The 14,395-nt window shown below is 49.9% G+C and carries 14 protein-coding genes; 10 read left to right on the forward strand and 4 right to left on the reverse strand.

Annotated features, from left to right (window positions below; genetic code table 11):
• Positions 1–14 precede the first annotated feature (14 nt).
• From ACXAGC_RS10780 to ACXAGC_RS10790, 3 genes are all read right to left on the reverse strand, one after another.
• Complete coding sequence (locus tag ACXAGC_RS10780) at positions 15–635, reverse strand: CAP domain-containing protein (protein ID WP_474844387.1); 621 nt, start codon at positions 633–635, stop codon at positions 15–17.
• A gap of 134 nt (positions 636–769) precedes the next feature.
• Complete coding sequence (locus ACXAGC_RS10785; RefSeq protein ID WP_474844388.1) at positions 770–1,318, reverse strand: YaeQ family protein; 549 nt, start codon at positions 1,316–1,318, stop codon at positions 770–772.
• 113 nt (positions 1,319–1,431) lie between these two features.
• Positions 1,432–2,058 (reverse strand): CPBP family intramembrane glutamic endopeptidase, encoded by a 627-nt coding sequence (locus tag ACXAGC_RS10790; RefSeq protein ID WP_119501600.1) that lies wholly within the window; start codon positions 2,056–2,058, stop codon positions 1,432–1,434.
• Positions 2,059–2,316: 258 nt separating this feature from the next.
• On the opposite strand from ACXAGC_RS10790, the gene ACXAGC_RS10795 reads away from it, so the two are divergent.
• Positions 2,317–3,135, forward strand: a complete 819-nt coding sequence (locus ACXAGC_RS10795) for a MurR/RpiR family transcriptional regulator (RefSeq protein WP_474844389.1) — start codon at positions 2,317–2,319, stop codon at positions 3,133–3,135.
• Between the two features lie 190 nt (positions 3,136–3,325).
• On the forward strand, positions 3,326–3,889 hold the full coding sequence (locus tag ACXAGC_RS10800) for a DUF924 family protein (protein WP_119501602.1): 564 nt from the start codon (positions 3,326–3,328) through the stop codon (positions 3,887–3,889).
• Between the two features lie 52 nt (positions 3,890–3,941).
• Here the strand turns inward: ACXAGC_RS10800 and ACXAGC_RS10805 are convergent, their stop codons facing one another.
• On the reverse strand, positions 3,942–4,337 hold the full coding sequence (locus ACXAGC_RS10805; protein ID WP_474844390.1) for a rhodanese-like domain-containing protein: 396 nt from the start codon (positions 4,335–4,337) through the stop codon (positions 3,942–3,944).
• Positions 4,338–4,567: 230 nt separating this feature from the next.
• Here ACXAGC_RS10805 and ACXAGC_RS10810 point away from each other — a divergent pair, with 230 nt between their 5' ends.
• The 8 genes from ACXAGC_RS10810 (at position 4,568) to ACXAGC_RS10845 (ending at position 14,244) form a co-directional block, all read left to right on the forward strand.
• Positions 4,568–5,755: an amidase gene (locus tag ACXAGC_RS10810; RefSeq protein WP_474844391.1), complete on the forward strand. Its 1,188-nt coding sequence runs from the start codon at positions 4,568–4,570 to the stop codon at positions 5,753–5,755.
• Positions 5,755–7,368 (forward strand): gamma-glutamyltransferase family protein, encoded by a 1,614-nt coding sequence (locus tag ACXAGC_RS10815; protein ID WP_474844392.1) that lies wholly within the window; start codon positions 5,755–5,757, stop codon positions 7,366–7,368. Before ACXAGC_RS10810 ends, ACXAGC_RS10815 begins: the two co-directional genes overlap by 1 nt.
• A 2-nt stretch (positions 7,369–7,370) precedes the next feature.
• Positions 7,371–8,201 (forward strand): sulfite exporter TauE/SafE family protein, encoded by an 831-nt coding sequence (locus ACXAGC_RS10820; RefSeq protein WP_474844393.1) that lies wholly within the window; start codon positions 7,371–7,373, stop codon positions 8,199–8,201.
• Entirely contained in the window at positions 8,198–9,424 is a 1,227-nt protein-coding gene (locus tag ACXAGC_RS10825; RefSeq protein WP_474844394.1) for a pyridoxal-phosphate-dependent aminotransferase family protein, read from the forward strand. Before ACXAGC_RS10820 ends, ACXAGC_RS10825 begins: the two co-directional genes overlap by 4 nt.
• Entirely contained in the window at positions 9,417–10,646 is a 1,230-nt protein-coding gene (locus ACXAGC_RS10830) for an allantoate amidohydrolase (RefSeq protein ID WP_474844395.1), read from the forward strand. The genes ACXAGC_RS10825 and ACXAGC_RS10830 overlap by 8 nt, the downstream gene beginning before the upstream one ends.
• A 33-nt stretch (positions 10,647–10,679) precedes the next feature.
• Positions 10,680–11,045, forward strand: a complete 366-nt coding sequence (locus ACXAGC_RS10835; protein WP_119501609.1) for an AraC family ligand binding domain-containing protein — start codon at positions 10,680–10,682, stop codon at positions 11,043–11,045.
• 306 nt (positions 11,046–11,351) lie between these two features.
• Positions 11,352–12,824, forward strand: a complete 1,473-nt coding sequence (locus ACXAGC_RS10840) for an adenosine deaminase family protein (protein WP_474844396.1) — start codon at positions 11,352–11,354, stop codon at positions 12,822–12,824.
• A complete protein-coding gene (locus ACXAGC_RS10845; RefSeq protein WP_474844397.1) occupies positions 12,808–14,244 on the forward strand; it encodes a uracil-xanthine permease family protein in 1,437 nt (478 codons plus the stop codon). The genes ACXAGC_RS10840 and ACXAGC_RS10845 overlap by 17 nt, the downstream gene beginning before the upstream one ends.
• The last annotated feature ends 151 nt before the right edge of the window (positions 14,245–14,395 follow it).

Raw genomic sequence — 14,395 nt, forward strand, 5'->3', positions numbered from 1 at the left:
TAAGTGTCCATCAGTCACTGTGGCGAAGACAAGTTAATTTCAGGTTTAACCTGCTGTACAACAAAAATGCCTTTGTCGGGTATAAATTCAAAGTCAGGCACCGGCAGATTGTCCGCCGCCTTCGTAACGTAAACAACCCAGTATTCCACGTGAGGCGCATGACGGTCGGAATAAAATCCTACGCCGATAAACTGCTGTTCCCGATAAAAATCAAGCTCACCGAGCAGGTGTTGGCGGTGAGACTTTGAGTCTTTAAAAGCACGCCAAACTGAATCTGGTGTTGTATAGCCGCCGGCAATAGCTTCCACCTGATTACCCATAACACCGCTATAATAGCGTGGCAGCGGAAAACCGATTTCCCGTAAGCGGCTGTTAGGACTGCCTCCCACATTGTGCATGACCATGCCAACCTCAGCCATGACCCGGGCCTTATCATCGGCGGCCTGGGCAAGCAGCGGATGACATTGAATGGAAGCGCGCTGCTGCAACGGGTCCTGCTGTATGAGTTTTGCCAGAGCAATGGCCTGCGGGCTGAAGCCGCAAGCCGTTACATCGTTATCTGCGGTTTCTTCTGCCGGCATCACAGCAAAGGGCGTGAGTAACATGGTAAAGAAAATTGACCTGAATATTTGCAATGCACTTCCTTATGACAAGGCCCATAAAACGGCGAAGCGTATCGTCTAACATATCGGGTCTGTCAAACCAGTCAAGCCTGATGTTCGAAAAACTGATGGCAGAGACGGGGCAGACAGAAAGTTCTGCCCTGCCTTTACATCCGCTGTTCTGTTGATACTTCAACACTTTCTGTTACACCGCCACCTTCAATGTTAAGCCACATCTGGCCATCCTGAACGGTAACCTGAATTTGCATTGAGCGCTGAACTGCGTTTGCCAGCCGTGTCACCACTGGTTCAGGCAAGGTGAAAACCGATAAATTTTTCCGGCTCTGAAGTTTGTTTTGCTCTTTTTTCCACCACACTTCGAAACTGTTATCGGCGCAGGCATAAATGAGCATTTTCCGGCTCTGGTTACAGCCTTTTTTAATCCGTTGTTCTGAGGGCTGGCCCAGTTCAATCCACAGTTCAATTTCATCACTCAGGCTTTTTTGCCACAAATCAGGTTCATCATCATCAGACAAGCCTTTGGTAAATTGCAGCCGCTCATGGGCATTGGCGATAAATGCGATGATACGCAGCATCATTCGTTCATCATTCTCAGAGGGATGACGGGCAATGGTCAGGTTGTGGTCGTTATAATAATTGCGGTCCGTATCCGTTATGGATAGTTCTGCTTTGAAGATAGTCGCTTTCAGTGCCATGGGTATTCCGGATAATCTGACGATGCCGGCAGCAAAATCACAGACTGCCAGACAATAAATTCCAGCTATCTTAACAGCTTATGCCCTCGACAGTGCGACTTCTTTACACGTCATCAGGGAGGCGAAATCACCAGATAAGATCCCAGGCCGATAGTGAAAATAAAGCTGCCCCAAATCGCATGTTCAACAACGACAACCGGTGTAGAACGCGTCTGCATATACCGGTAACCAAACAGCGCACCACCGAACCACGAAAGTATCATGGCAATCCAGTTACCATAAACCAGATGCACCAGTCCGAAAACGAAGGTACTGATCCCCCAACGCATCATTTTTGACGGCAAAATTGTCTTATAACGATGGAAAAAATACGTGCGGAAAATTATTTCCTGAGGGATCACCGAAACGATGGGATAGATCAGTAATGTCAGCATCCATAATTCAGGTTCGTTTAGTGGCCATTGCAGAAACAGTTCCGGCTTTATCAGATAAACCAGTGCGCCCAGCAGGCAGGCCCAGGGAATGAACAATTTTAATGTAGTACGAAGGTGAGTGAAAAAATCCTGCCAGTGCCACAATCTGAAACGCTTGAACTGTTTATCCGCGAGCAGTACAGCAAGGCAGGCAACACCGGTGAGCCCCAACAAAGGCATAAGATATCCGGCGACCTGATTAACCCAATAGGCAATTGCCAGCGGTAACATAAAGAACAGCGCAATCATTTCCGCCCACAAACGCATCTGAAAAGCCCTTAACAAATTAATATGACAATACCGTGACATTATAATGCTATTCGTCCCGTCATGGTGAAAAAATCAGCGTTTATTTATCAATAATTGGTATGAAAAAAAGACAGCAGAAACGAAAGAGCCTGGCGGCATTACAATATCATTGCCGGCAGCTCCCTTTACGGAAGAGGATTGATTTGCTAAAAGGTTGGCTCTGAAGCAATTTTGCATTACCTTTGTCCCGGTAATGATTAGAAAAGAGCGGGTTAAATGGCATCGCCAAAAGATTTATTAGGCCTTATTGAGCAGCAATACCCTTCTCTGTCGCCTTCAGCCAGGCAGATTGCCGCCTACGTTCAGCAACATCCCATCGCACTGGTGAGCAAAAGTACTGCTGAAATCGCCAGACTGAGCGGCACATCTAAAGCTACCGTCAGCCGTTTTTTCCGTCAGTTAGGGTTTGAGTCTCACCAGGACGTGAAAGACGCCATGCTGTCGATGCGTGAAAAAGGCCTGCCATTACCGCTGGACGAAAATCAGCCGGATCATTATCAACAGGAAATCCGCAATTTAGCCATGACCTTCGACGGATTGAAACCGGACACGGTGGATCAGGTAGTGTCGTTGCTGGCAGATTCTGAACGAATTACACTGATAGGTTACAGGAACGCTTACCCGCTGGCGCTGCATTTCAGACAGCAACTGAAACAGGTACGCAGCACAGTAAGGCTTTTGCCTCAACCTGGCCAGTCGCTGGGTGAAGATCTTATTGATATTCCGGAAAATGAAGTGGTGATCTTGTTGGGCTTTCGCAGACGCACCCGACTATTTTCCCGGATTGTAGACGCGCTGAATGCCCACACCACCGTTTTGATCACCGACCCCACGGGCCAGGTGTATAACCAGAAAGTGTCTCATCTGCTGGTTTGCCATCCCGGCCAGCAACACGCCTTCGACAGCTATGCAGCACCTATGAGCCTGATCTCATTTCTCGCTAACAGAGTATTTGAAAGGTTGGGTGATAAAGCTGTAAAACGCGCCGCCCGCATTGCCAGTATGTACGATAATCTCGACGAGCTTGAACCTTAATGCGTTTTCAGTAGTCGAACTAAAATGCGACTAAATACGTAAAAAAATCGCCATTTTAAATTGATTATTTTTTGACCTTTATGACAGTATACAAATTACTGGTCTGATAAGGCGGTGCCGGCCGCATTTGAACAGTGTAAGGACAACTGGCAATTACCTGCGCACAACGGACGTGATAAACAGGAGTAACATGCAAACATCAATTATCCCTTTGGAAGAAGCTTCCAGTGTTCTCGCTTTCTGGTTCAACGAGCTGGAATCAGAACAATGGTTCCGTGCAGATGAAGGCTTAGATAATTTAATCCGGTCCAGGTTCGGGAAAGTTCACAACGCAGCCGCAAACAGTGAATTATGGCCCTGGCGTGCAACACCGTCAGGCAGACTGGCCGAAATTATTGTACTGGATCAGTTCTCACGTAACATCTACCGTAACGATGCCCGCGCTTTCGCTTGCGACAGTATGGCGCTGGCCCTGTCCCAGGAAGCGTTGAGAGTAGAAGCGGATAAAGCACTTACCGTGGCTCAGAAAACCTTTTTATTCATGCCCTTTATGCATTCCGAATCACTGGCTATTCATGACATGGCCATGGAACTGTTCAATATAGACGGTCTGGAGCTGGAATTTGAATACGAGCAGGAACACCGGGATTTATTGCTGAAATTTGGCCGCTATCCGCAACGCAATAAAGCGCTGAAGCGCAAATCGACCAAAGAAGAAAAAGCATTTCTTAGCCAGCACTTCATCGAAGCCTGACGTAACGCAATCCGGATACAACAGATTTCATTCTGCTGTATCCGGCTTCCCTTTAACGGGTATAAGGTTCCACCGGTAAACCGGCCACTTTCCATGCATCGAAGCCGCCTTCAATGTGGACGACATCTTCAAACCCCATATCCATCAAAGTTGCTGTTGCCAGTGTAGAACGCCATCCCGACTGACAATACAAAACAAAGCGCTTACCACCACCGAATACCGGTTTGTAATATGGACTGTCCGGGTCGACCCAAAACTCCAGCATACCGCGGGGAGCGTGAATGGCTCCCGGGATCTGCCCTTCCCGCTCAAGTTCTCTGACGTCACGAATATCCACCAGTACAACGTCCGCTTTGTACACAGTTTCATTTGCCTGCGCAGGGCTTATGGTTCCGATGCGCGCTGAGGCGTCTTCCAGTAACGACTTAAAACCTTTTTTTAATGCCATGTGCTTCACTCCTGAATGAAACCGTATAAACGGACGGATCATTTGTAATTCCTATGCCACTCCAGTGTGAACATAAGTGTCAAACATACTGCAGCGCAGCATAATTTTACAAATTCATAACAAAAATATTCGCCATCAATTTGAAAACATGTGGAAAAAAGCATTTGTTTCTATTGACAGATTGGTGAAACGATTGTTTCATAGAATAACGCAATCCGACCGTTCCAGTCATGCATACCACAACAAACCCGTTTATGACTTTACCGCAAAAGTCAGGTGCACCACTGTGCATACAGAATAATACCGCTGTGCCTCTTGCCAGCTATCGACTTGCCGTTAAGGATCTTTTCCATATGGCAGGGCTTCCCACATCTGCAGGCAATCCGGACTGGCTGAGCAGCCACCCTCTTCCTTTAGCAACGTCGCCGGTGGTAACTGACTTAATTCAGCATGGTGCCAGGTTTGTGGGCAAAACGCTTACAGACGAGCTGGCTTACAGTCTGAACGGACAAAATAAGCATTATGGTACACCGGAGAACCCGGCGGCTCCGGACCGGCTGCCCGGAGGTTCCAGTTCCGGTTCAGCCACAGCAGTCAGCCTGTATCTTGCAGATATCGGGCTCGGTACTGACACCGGCGGCTCCATTCGCGTTCCGGCCAGCTATCAGGGTTTATTTGGATTACGTCCTACACACGGTGAAATAAGCACTGACCACATGGTGGCGCTGGCGCCATCCTTTGACACCGTAGGTGTGATGACCAGGGATCTGACAACCCTTGAAAACACCGTTGCGGTGTTGCTCCCCCACCTCCAGGACACTGAGACACTACCACTAAGTCTGGTAACCAACCTGACGGACCGTTGCGGGCATAAAGAAGCCATTCTGCAGTGGTATGAAACACAGGCTTCACTGCATGCTGAATTGTTTATGCCGCCGTGCGAACTGACCACAGAAGTCTGGCAGACCGGTGAAACATTCAGAGTCATCCAGGGCCATGAAATCTGGCAACAACACGGACACTGGCTGAGTAATAACCGGCCGGACATCGCATCGGACATTCAATTGCGTCTGAATAGTTGTGCTGCGTTAACCAGCCATGAAGTTGATGAAGCGAAACAGCGCAGAGAGGCGTTCAATGCCTGGTTTTCAGAGGTGGTTTCAAACCGCATTCTGGTGATGCCGACAACCCCCGGCATCAGTCCGCTAATATCTACTCCGGCGGAATCATTAGCCGGATACAGAAACCAGCTACTCTCACTGACATCCCTGGCAGGTTTAAGCGGATGTCCCCAGTTACACCTGCCTCTGTTCAGTTTACACAATGCTCCCTGTGGCCTTTCTCTTCTGGGCCCGCGGGGAAGTGACAGGCAACTGCTGAAGATTGCCCGTACCCTATTATCAGGAAAACAACAATAATGACTAAAAATACAATGAGCGGATTCACTGCCCCTCACTATGCTGCAGCGCAGGTGGGGAATGCCATCCTTGAAAAAGGAGGCACAGCGATTGAAGCTATGGTAGCGGCTGCCGCCTCTGTTGCCGTTGAATACCCTCATATGAACGGCTTAGGCGGTGATGGTTTCTGGTTGATCAGCGAACCCGGCAAAGCGCCGGTAGGCATTGATGCAGCAGGCATTGCGGCAAAGCATGCAACGCCGGCGTTTTATAAAGGGCTGAACGCCATCCCTGAACGTGGAGGTAAAGCGGCACTGACTATGGCAGGCGCTGTATCAGGCTGGCAGAAAGCGCTTGAAATCAGCGCACAATGGCAAACGCCTTTACCACTTGGCACCCTGTTAGACACAGCTGTCAATCAGGCAAGCTGGGGCATTGAAGTCACTCAAAGTCTGAGTGATGCCAGCTTCAAAACCTTTGACACACTCGCCGGCGATCCGGCTTTCGACCAGTTTCTGATTAAGGAGAAGGCCCTTAAGAAAGGCAAGATAGTTAAATTGCCGAAACTGGCTGAAACCTTAAAGCATCTGGCTGAAGCCGGTCTCGACGATTTCTACCGGGGTGAAACCGCAGAAAAACTGGCTGCCGATTTGCAGGCTGCAGGTTCTCCGGTCACCCTTGAAGACTTTCACAGCTATGAAGCCAGGCTGGTTGAGCCCCTGAGTGTCACCACCTCTAAAGGGACTTTATACAACCTGCCAGCGCCTACACAGGGTATTGCTTCGTTACTCATTCTGGCGTTGTACGACAGGGTTTGGCAGCAAGGTTCTGATGATGCCGACATGGTGCATTTACTGATTGAATGTACCAAACAAGCTTTCATCAAACGAAACCGCTATGTCACCGATCCAAGCCGTCTCAGCGTTGATTTGCAAAGTTTGCTTTCTCCGGAATCATTGCAAGATATGCAACAGCATATACATCTGGAAAGTGCACAGGCCTGGCCACATCCGGCCATTCCCGGCGACACAATCTGGATGGGCGCATGTGACAGCGAGGGCCGGATGGTAAGTTACATTCAGTCCCTTTACTGGGAATTCGGAAGCGGTGTAGTCAGTCCGTCGACAGGAATAGTGTGGAATAACCGCGGGACGTCATTTTCTCTGGATGCCTCCAGTCACCAGTATCTGCAACCGGGACTGACCCCTTTCCATACGCTGAACCCTGCCTATGCAGAGCTCAACGATGGCCGGCGCATCAGTTACGGCACCATGGGAGGCGAAGGGCAACCACAAACCCAGGCAGCGCTGTTTGCCCGTCACGTTTATCACAATCAACCGCTGGATAAATCCATTGCACTGGGTCGCTGGCTGCTCGGCCGGACCTGGGGTGATGTGAGCCATAATCTGAAAGTTGAACGTGACGTCAACGACTATGTGGGCGAAGCATTACGGTCCAGGGGACATGACATGGTTGTTGTTGAAGCCTGTAACGAACTGATGGGCCATGCCGGCGCAGTAGTCAGACATCCTGACGGCAGTACACAAGCAGCCACCGATCCCCGCAGTGATGGTAAAGCCTTTGCTACGGCGTCATCTGTTTCAGCGGCATCCGCCGGTCAGGGAGAAATATAAAAATGGCATTTATCAGTGAAAATTTAACCATTATTTTGGCCATGATGGGCACCGGTGTTTTCGCCGGACTACTGGCCGGGTTACTGGGTGTCGGAGGGGGCATTGTCATCGTACCGGTGTTGTTTTTTCTTTATCAGGCCCTGGGAATAAGCGCTGATACTGCCATGATTGTGGCAACGGCCACATCACTGGCCACCATTGTTCCTACATCGGTCAGTTCAATTATGGCCCATAACAGGAAAGGCAATGTCGACTTTGAGTTACTTAAACACTGGGCAATTTTCATATTACTTGGTGTACTGGCCGGCAGCTATCTGGTGACAAAAACCGACGGAAAATGGCTTGCCATGATGTTCGGTATCATCGCTACCCTGTCGGCGCTGAACATGCTGATTGGTAAGAAAAATGCCATCGCACAATCGCTGCCCGGTAAGGGCGGTCAAAGTATTATGGCTACCTGTATCGGCTTTTTCAGCAGCATGGTTGGCATCGGAGGAGGTACGTTAACTGTTCCCACACTGACATTTTGTAACTATCCCGCTCACCGTGCGGTAGGAACAGCCGCAGCCGTAGGACTGATCATTTCTCTCCCCGCAGCGTTAACTATGTTGATTGCGGGTGAACGCCCTGCAGACGCACCATTTGCCACTTTCGGGCTGGTTAACCTTCTGGGCTTTGCCTGTATTGTTCCCCTTACTGTGTTGTTTGCACCTGTAGGCGCAGGCATCGCGAACAAACTCAATCCTGCAATGCTTAAAAAAGTCTTTGCCCTTGTTCTTATCATCACCGGCGTGCGCATGCTCGCGCAGACGCTCATCCAGGAATTCCTATGAAACCGTTGTCTCTCCCTCCCCGCTTACTCATGGGCCCCGGCCCGATAAACTGCTATCCGCGTGTATTGCAGGCCATGTCTACCCAACTGGTGGGTCAGTATGACCCTGTGATGACAGGCTACATGAACGAAGTGATGGCCTTGTACCGGCAGGTGTTTAATACCCGAAATAAACAAACGCTGTTAGTTGACGGTACGTCACGGGCCGGTATTGAGGCTGTTCTGGTGTCCTGTATCGAACCCGGTGATAAGGTGCTGGTGCCGGTATTTGGCCGCTTCGGCCACTTACTGGCTGAAATTGCAGAGCGGGCCGGCGCGGAAGTTCATACTATCGAAACGCCCTGGGGCACGGTGTTTGAACCTGAACAAATTGAAGCAGCGATTCGTGAAGTCCGCCCGAAAGTACTGGCAATAGTGCAAGGCGATACATCCACAACGATGTTACAGCCTCTGGAGCATTTAGGTGAAATTTGCCGGAAATACGATGTACTGTTCTACAGTGACGCCACAGCATCCATTGGCGGCAACCCTTTCGAGACTGACGCCTGGGGTCTGGATGCGGTATCAGTGGGACTGCAAAAATGTTTAGGCGGCCCGAGTGGCAGTGCACCTGTGACGCTGAGTGAAAAATACGTAGCCTGCGTGCGCAAGCGTCACCACGTTGAAGCCGGAATACGGGACAGTCATCATCAGGCGGCCAGCGGCTCCAGGATCCGTTCTAACTATTTCGACCTGCCTATGATCATGGATTATTGGGGGGAAGAACGCCTGAATCACCATACTGAAGCAGCATCAATGCTCTTTTGTGCCCGCGAATGCGCTGTGAATTTGCTGGAAGAAGGACAGGATCAGGTGCTTAAACGCCATCAACTGGCGGGTAACGCCATGCTGGCCGGCGTACTGGCAATGTCTCTGAAGCCTTTTGGTGATTTGAAAAACAAAATGACCAATGTCGTCGGCGTGACCATTCCTGACAACGTGGATGGCGAAGGGATAAGACATACGTTGCTTAACACCTTTAATATTGAGATTGGCACCAGTTTCGGCCCTCTGAAAGGCAAAATATGGCGTATCGGTACAATGGGCTATAACGCCCGTGAAGATGCGGTCTATCACACTCTTCAGTCTTTAGAAACCGTACTTCGCCGTGCCGGATTTGCCCTGCAGCCGGGCGCCGCGGTAGACGCAGCCATGGACGTTTATGCAGGTCAGCAACATGTCTGAATATCAGAGTCTTGCACAACTTGTGATGGCCAGACTGGACGAACTCGGGCAAATCAGTCAGTCACCAGACTACCTTGACAGACGTTATCTGACAGCCGAACACCAGCAGGCAAACCGGCTTGTTGCCACCTGGATGAGTGAAGCCGGCATGATTACCTGGCAGGATGCCGCCGGCAACTTATGGGGGCGACTGGAAAGTTCAGTCCCCGATGCGCCCCGGTTTATTATCGGCAGTCATCTGGATACCGTTCCAAATGGCGGCAAATACGATGGCATGCTGGGCGTCATTGCGCCTGTTGCCATTGTGCAAATGCTTCAGGGCACACAATTCCCGCTTCCGTTTCACCTCGACATTGTCGGTTTCGGCGATGAGGAAGGCACCCGTTTCGGCTCTACATTACTGGGTAGCAGGGCACTCACAGGACAATGGCCGGACTCCTGGTCGAAACTTAAAGACGAAAATGGCCTGAGCCTGCCGGATGCTCTCCGGTCTTTCGGACTGGATTTCGACAATGTGAAGCAGGCAGACATTACGGCCAGCCGTCCGCTGGGTTATCTGGAGCTGCACATTGAACAGGGGCCGGTGCTGGAAAGTGCCAATCTGCCGGTAGGTGTGGTAACCGCTATATCCGGTGCCCGCAGATTCAACATTGATGTTGCCGGTATGGCGGGACATGCCGGTACCGTGCCTATGAACATGCGGCTGGACGCGCTGGCAGCTACCAGTGAAATGATTCTGGCCGTTGAAAGTCAGGCCAGGACTCACGGCGTTGTCGCGACGGTTGGAAAAATTGAAAACCGCCCGAATGGCGTAAACGTTATATCAGGGAATACCCGTTTTTCACTGGATATCCGCAGTGAAGACGACAGCCACCGTGATGCTGTGCTGGAACAAATCATGCAGCAATTTAATCAGATTGCTGCCCGCAGAAAACTGACTCTGCATGTCGAGCAAACCCATAGTGCCGGCGCCGTGCATTGCGATCACCGGTTGCAGTCCATTTTAAAAACGGCCATCGGTGAATGCGGGATCCCCCCCTTTTCTCTGCCATCCGGTGCCGGACACGATGCCATGGCAATGGCCCTTATGTGTCCTGTTGCCATGATGTTTTTACGCTGCGAAAAAGGGATAAGCCATCATCCCGGGGAGTCCATTTTAACAGAAGATGTGGCAGTGGCGCTTGCAGCGTTACATGCAACCATTAAGCATTTAGCAAACTAAGATTTTTTGACAGTAAACCACGTTGGAGTGACGATGATTATTAAACGTATCTATAATGATGAAGAAGGGAAAAGTCACTTTGGAGAAGTGGAAATACCATTGTCAGACGGTGGCCCCATTGGCCTTTTATCTGAACGTTTTGACGCCGGTACTGTGATTTTCAGGGAAACCCCCGCCGATTACGATTTTAAATGGCACCCTGCCCCTGCGCGGCAACTGCTGTTTATCATCAAAGGTCGCGCAGAATTTAAAGTCTCCAACGGTGAGCGTCATGTTTTCGGTGCAGGCGATGTACTGCTGCTGGAAGATACAGAAGGTGAAGGCCATTGCAGCCGCGCTATGTACAACGAAGTACGCCATTCTATTTTTGTCACCCTGCCGGATCATGTGACATTCTGATCAACGGATTATTAATCGCCGGGCCCCGCGCAAAGAAGTGAAATCGAGCCGGGGCTTTATTATTTCCGCCCTGCAACGCCTTTACATGTCCAAAGTAGAGCAAACTCCCCAAAGAAGAGCAAATTCACCAAACAAGTGCACACGTTTTCTATGCATTTCCCCCTTTACCTGAATTGACTTATTAAATAAAAAATTTACTTATATTTTTCAATGAGATAAAAACTTACACCACAACATGACCACTTGGTCAGTTTATTGCAATCCTGTCATGCAAATTAACGCTCAATTACCCGAGAATTTGCTACTGTGTTTCGTCGTTCTTATCACATTGTTTTTTGTCTGATTATTCTTCTGCAGGCAAGCCTGTCTTTTGCGCAATCGTTCCCTGCGGACATGAACAACTGGTTCAGAAATTTTAAACAAACCGCTACGCCCGCAGAACTTTACCGCTTTCTTCATGCCATGCCCAAAGGCGGCGATTTACATCATCATCTCACCGGCGCTGCTTTTAGTGAGTGGTGGTGGGAACTGGCGACTGATACTGAGCGTAACGGTGGCTATGAGTACTTCACCCGCACCCGTCTGACATTATGTGATGGCTTCGACGCCAATGCCTTTTCGCCGGCATCCCCTTACCTGCTGTTTAAAACCATACAGGCATCAACTTTCGCATCCCTCAGTGAATGCGAAAAGAAAGGTTATACGCCCCTTGCTGCATTAACCGCCAGTCAGAAAGAAGCTTTCCTCGACAGCCTGCGACTGGATAAAGATGGTGAAGGCCGTGATGAGTTCTTTCAGACCCACTGGCAACGGTTAAATGATCTGACCCGCAATCCTGTTCTGATCAGTGAATTATTGCTGCTGAACATGGAAGCCTATGCCAGAGAAAATGTGCAGTATCTGGAAACGCAGGCCGGCGTGCACGGCATGCTCAAACCCGACGGGACCGGCTATTCTGCCGAAGAGGCTTTAGCCATTATGCAGGCAGCCCTTAGCAGTGAACGGGCTGTCAAAACCGGCGTGACAGTGAAATTCCAGTATGCGCTGCTGCGCTTTCTGCCCGACGCTGAAAACACCCTGAAGTCGCTTTACGCATTTGTCGACGCTCACCGGGATATCTACAGAGGCATTAACCTTGTCGGCCGTGAAGACAACGACAAAGGCTACCCCCTGCGTTTCCTGTCTGTCTTCCGGGCACTGCGCCAACAGTATCCTGCTATCCCCCTCTCAATTCATGCCGGTGAAGTGGATGAACCTAACCGCCATGTCCGCGATACGCTCTTACTGGGCGCTGACAGAATTGGCCACGGTTTAAATACCATTACCGATCCGGACACCCTGCTATTGATGCGCCACGGTCCTTACCTGATTGAAATTAATCTGATTTCGAATTTTTTACTTGAATATGTAAGCCAGTACAGCGAGCACCCCTTCGCCGAATATCTCCGCACCGGTATTCCGGTTGCCTTATCAACGGATGACCGTGGTATGTGGGATTCAACGCTCACCGATGAATTCTATGTCGCCGTGTCTCAGTTTAACCTTTCATGGCAGGAACTGCGTGTTCTGGTAAATAACTCTGTTCAGTTCAGTTTCCTGACAGATGAAGAAAAGACACCTCTGCTTAGCCGTCTAAACGAGCATCTGGATGCATTTGAGAAAAAAGTCATCAGTCAGCAAGCTCTGCCCGTCTATGCCGCCCCCCGCCAGTTCATTTGTAAATTTGAACCACAAATATGCACGTCACCTCAAGGAGAGGACAGTGTCAGCAAACCCTGAATTGTTGTATGGTCTTGAAGACCGCCCTAACCTGCTGAAAACCTCCACGGCAGCATTTCAGCATGTGCTGGCGAGCTTTGTAGGGGTTATTACGCCCACACTGATTATCGCCGCTGCACTGGGCTTAGAATCACACTTCCCGTTTCTGGTCAGTATGGCGTTGTTTGTCTCTGGCCTGGGAACGGTGATCCAGACCAAACGAATTGGCTGCATCGGCAGCGGACTGGTTGCCGTTCAGGGCACCAGTTTTGCTTTTGTCAGTGCGCTTATACTGGCCGGCACAACAGTGCGCAGCCGCGGGGGCAGCGACGATGATGTAATGGCTATGCTGATGGGCATTTCTATGGCCGGCGCGCTGGTAGAGGTGGGCTTAAGCTTTTTTATACACCGTCTTAAACGTCTGCTGAGCCCGGTCATCACCGGCATTGTGATTACATCTATCGGCTTGTCGCTGATTAAAGTAGGCATGACAGACCTTGCCGGCGGTTTCGGTGCAACTGATTTCGGTCAGCTCAACCATGTTGGTCTTGGTTTATCCGTGCTGTTCATCATCATTTTCCTTAATGCATCATCAAACTTATGGCTGCGGCTAAGTGCCATTTTTATCGGCATGGCGCTGGGCACTTTGTGTGCGTGGAGCTTTGGCAATGTCTCATTTGCTCATTTGTCAGACCTGCCCGTTCTGGCGTTTCCGGCTCCCTTTCAATACGGTATTGCTTTCGACTTCAGCCTGTTCCTGCCCGTTGCATTAATATACCTGTTCAGTGCGCTGGAAACCGCCGGCGATCTCACGGCTAACAGCGTATTTTGTAACCAACCTATTAAAGGCCCGGTCTATATCAAACGTATTCAGGGCGGCATATTGGGTGATGGCATAAACTCAGTGCTGGCAGCCTGCTTCAACACATTTCCTAATACCACTTTCGGTCAGAATAACGGTGTGATTCAGTTAACCGGAATTGCCAGCCGACGCGTCGGCATAGCTATCGGCATTTTCTATCTGCTGTCCGGCATCTTTCCCGTTATCGGCGGTATTCTTCAGGCGATTCCTAAAGCCGTGCTTGGCGGCGCCACTCTGGTCATGTTCGCTATGGTGGCAGTGGGCGGTCTGAAAATTCTGATGCAGCAAACCCTGGACAGACGAACCAGCTTGATAACAGCGTCGGCGCTGGGAATGGGTATGGGAGTGATGATGGTACCGGCGATGACGAATGGTTTTCCGGAATGGCTGGCAAACATCGTTGCCTCACCGGTCACCATGGCGGGGATCACTGCGGTATTTCTAGATGTGATTTTGCCGGAAACTGGCAAACCCTTACCAAAAAAACACGTTTTTGACAATTCACCAAAAGAACAAAAGAAATTAGGTCCCGATCTGGTGCAAAATACGCGCCTTTCGCACCATGAGGGTGCAAATTAGCGCATCTGAAATCAATTTGCACGATAAATTTTCTGCCAAAATAATAACAACCATAAAATAAATATAAAAATCAATAATTTAAACTCAAAAACCTTCTTGACCAATCGGACAACTTATTGGCACTTAATGTGCTTCTGCTGGTCTGGCAACG

It is taken from the genome of Alteromonas sp. AWJ4_197, from assembly GCF_056160285.1.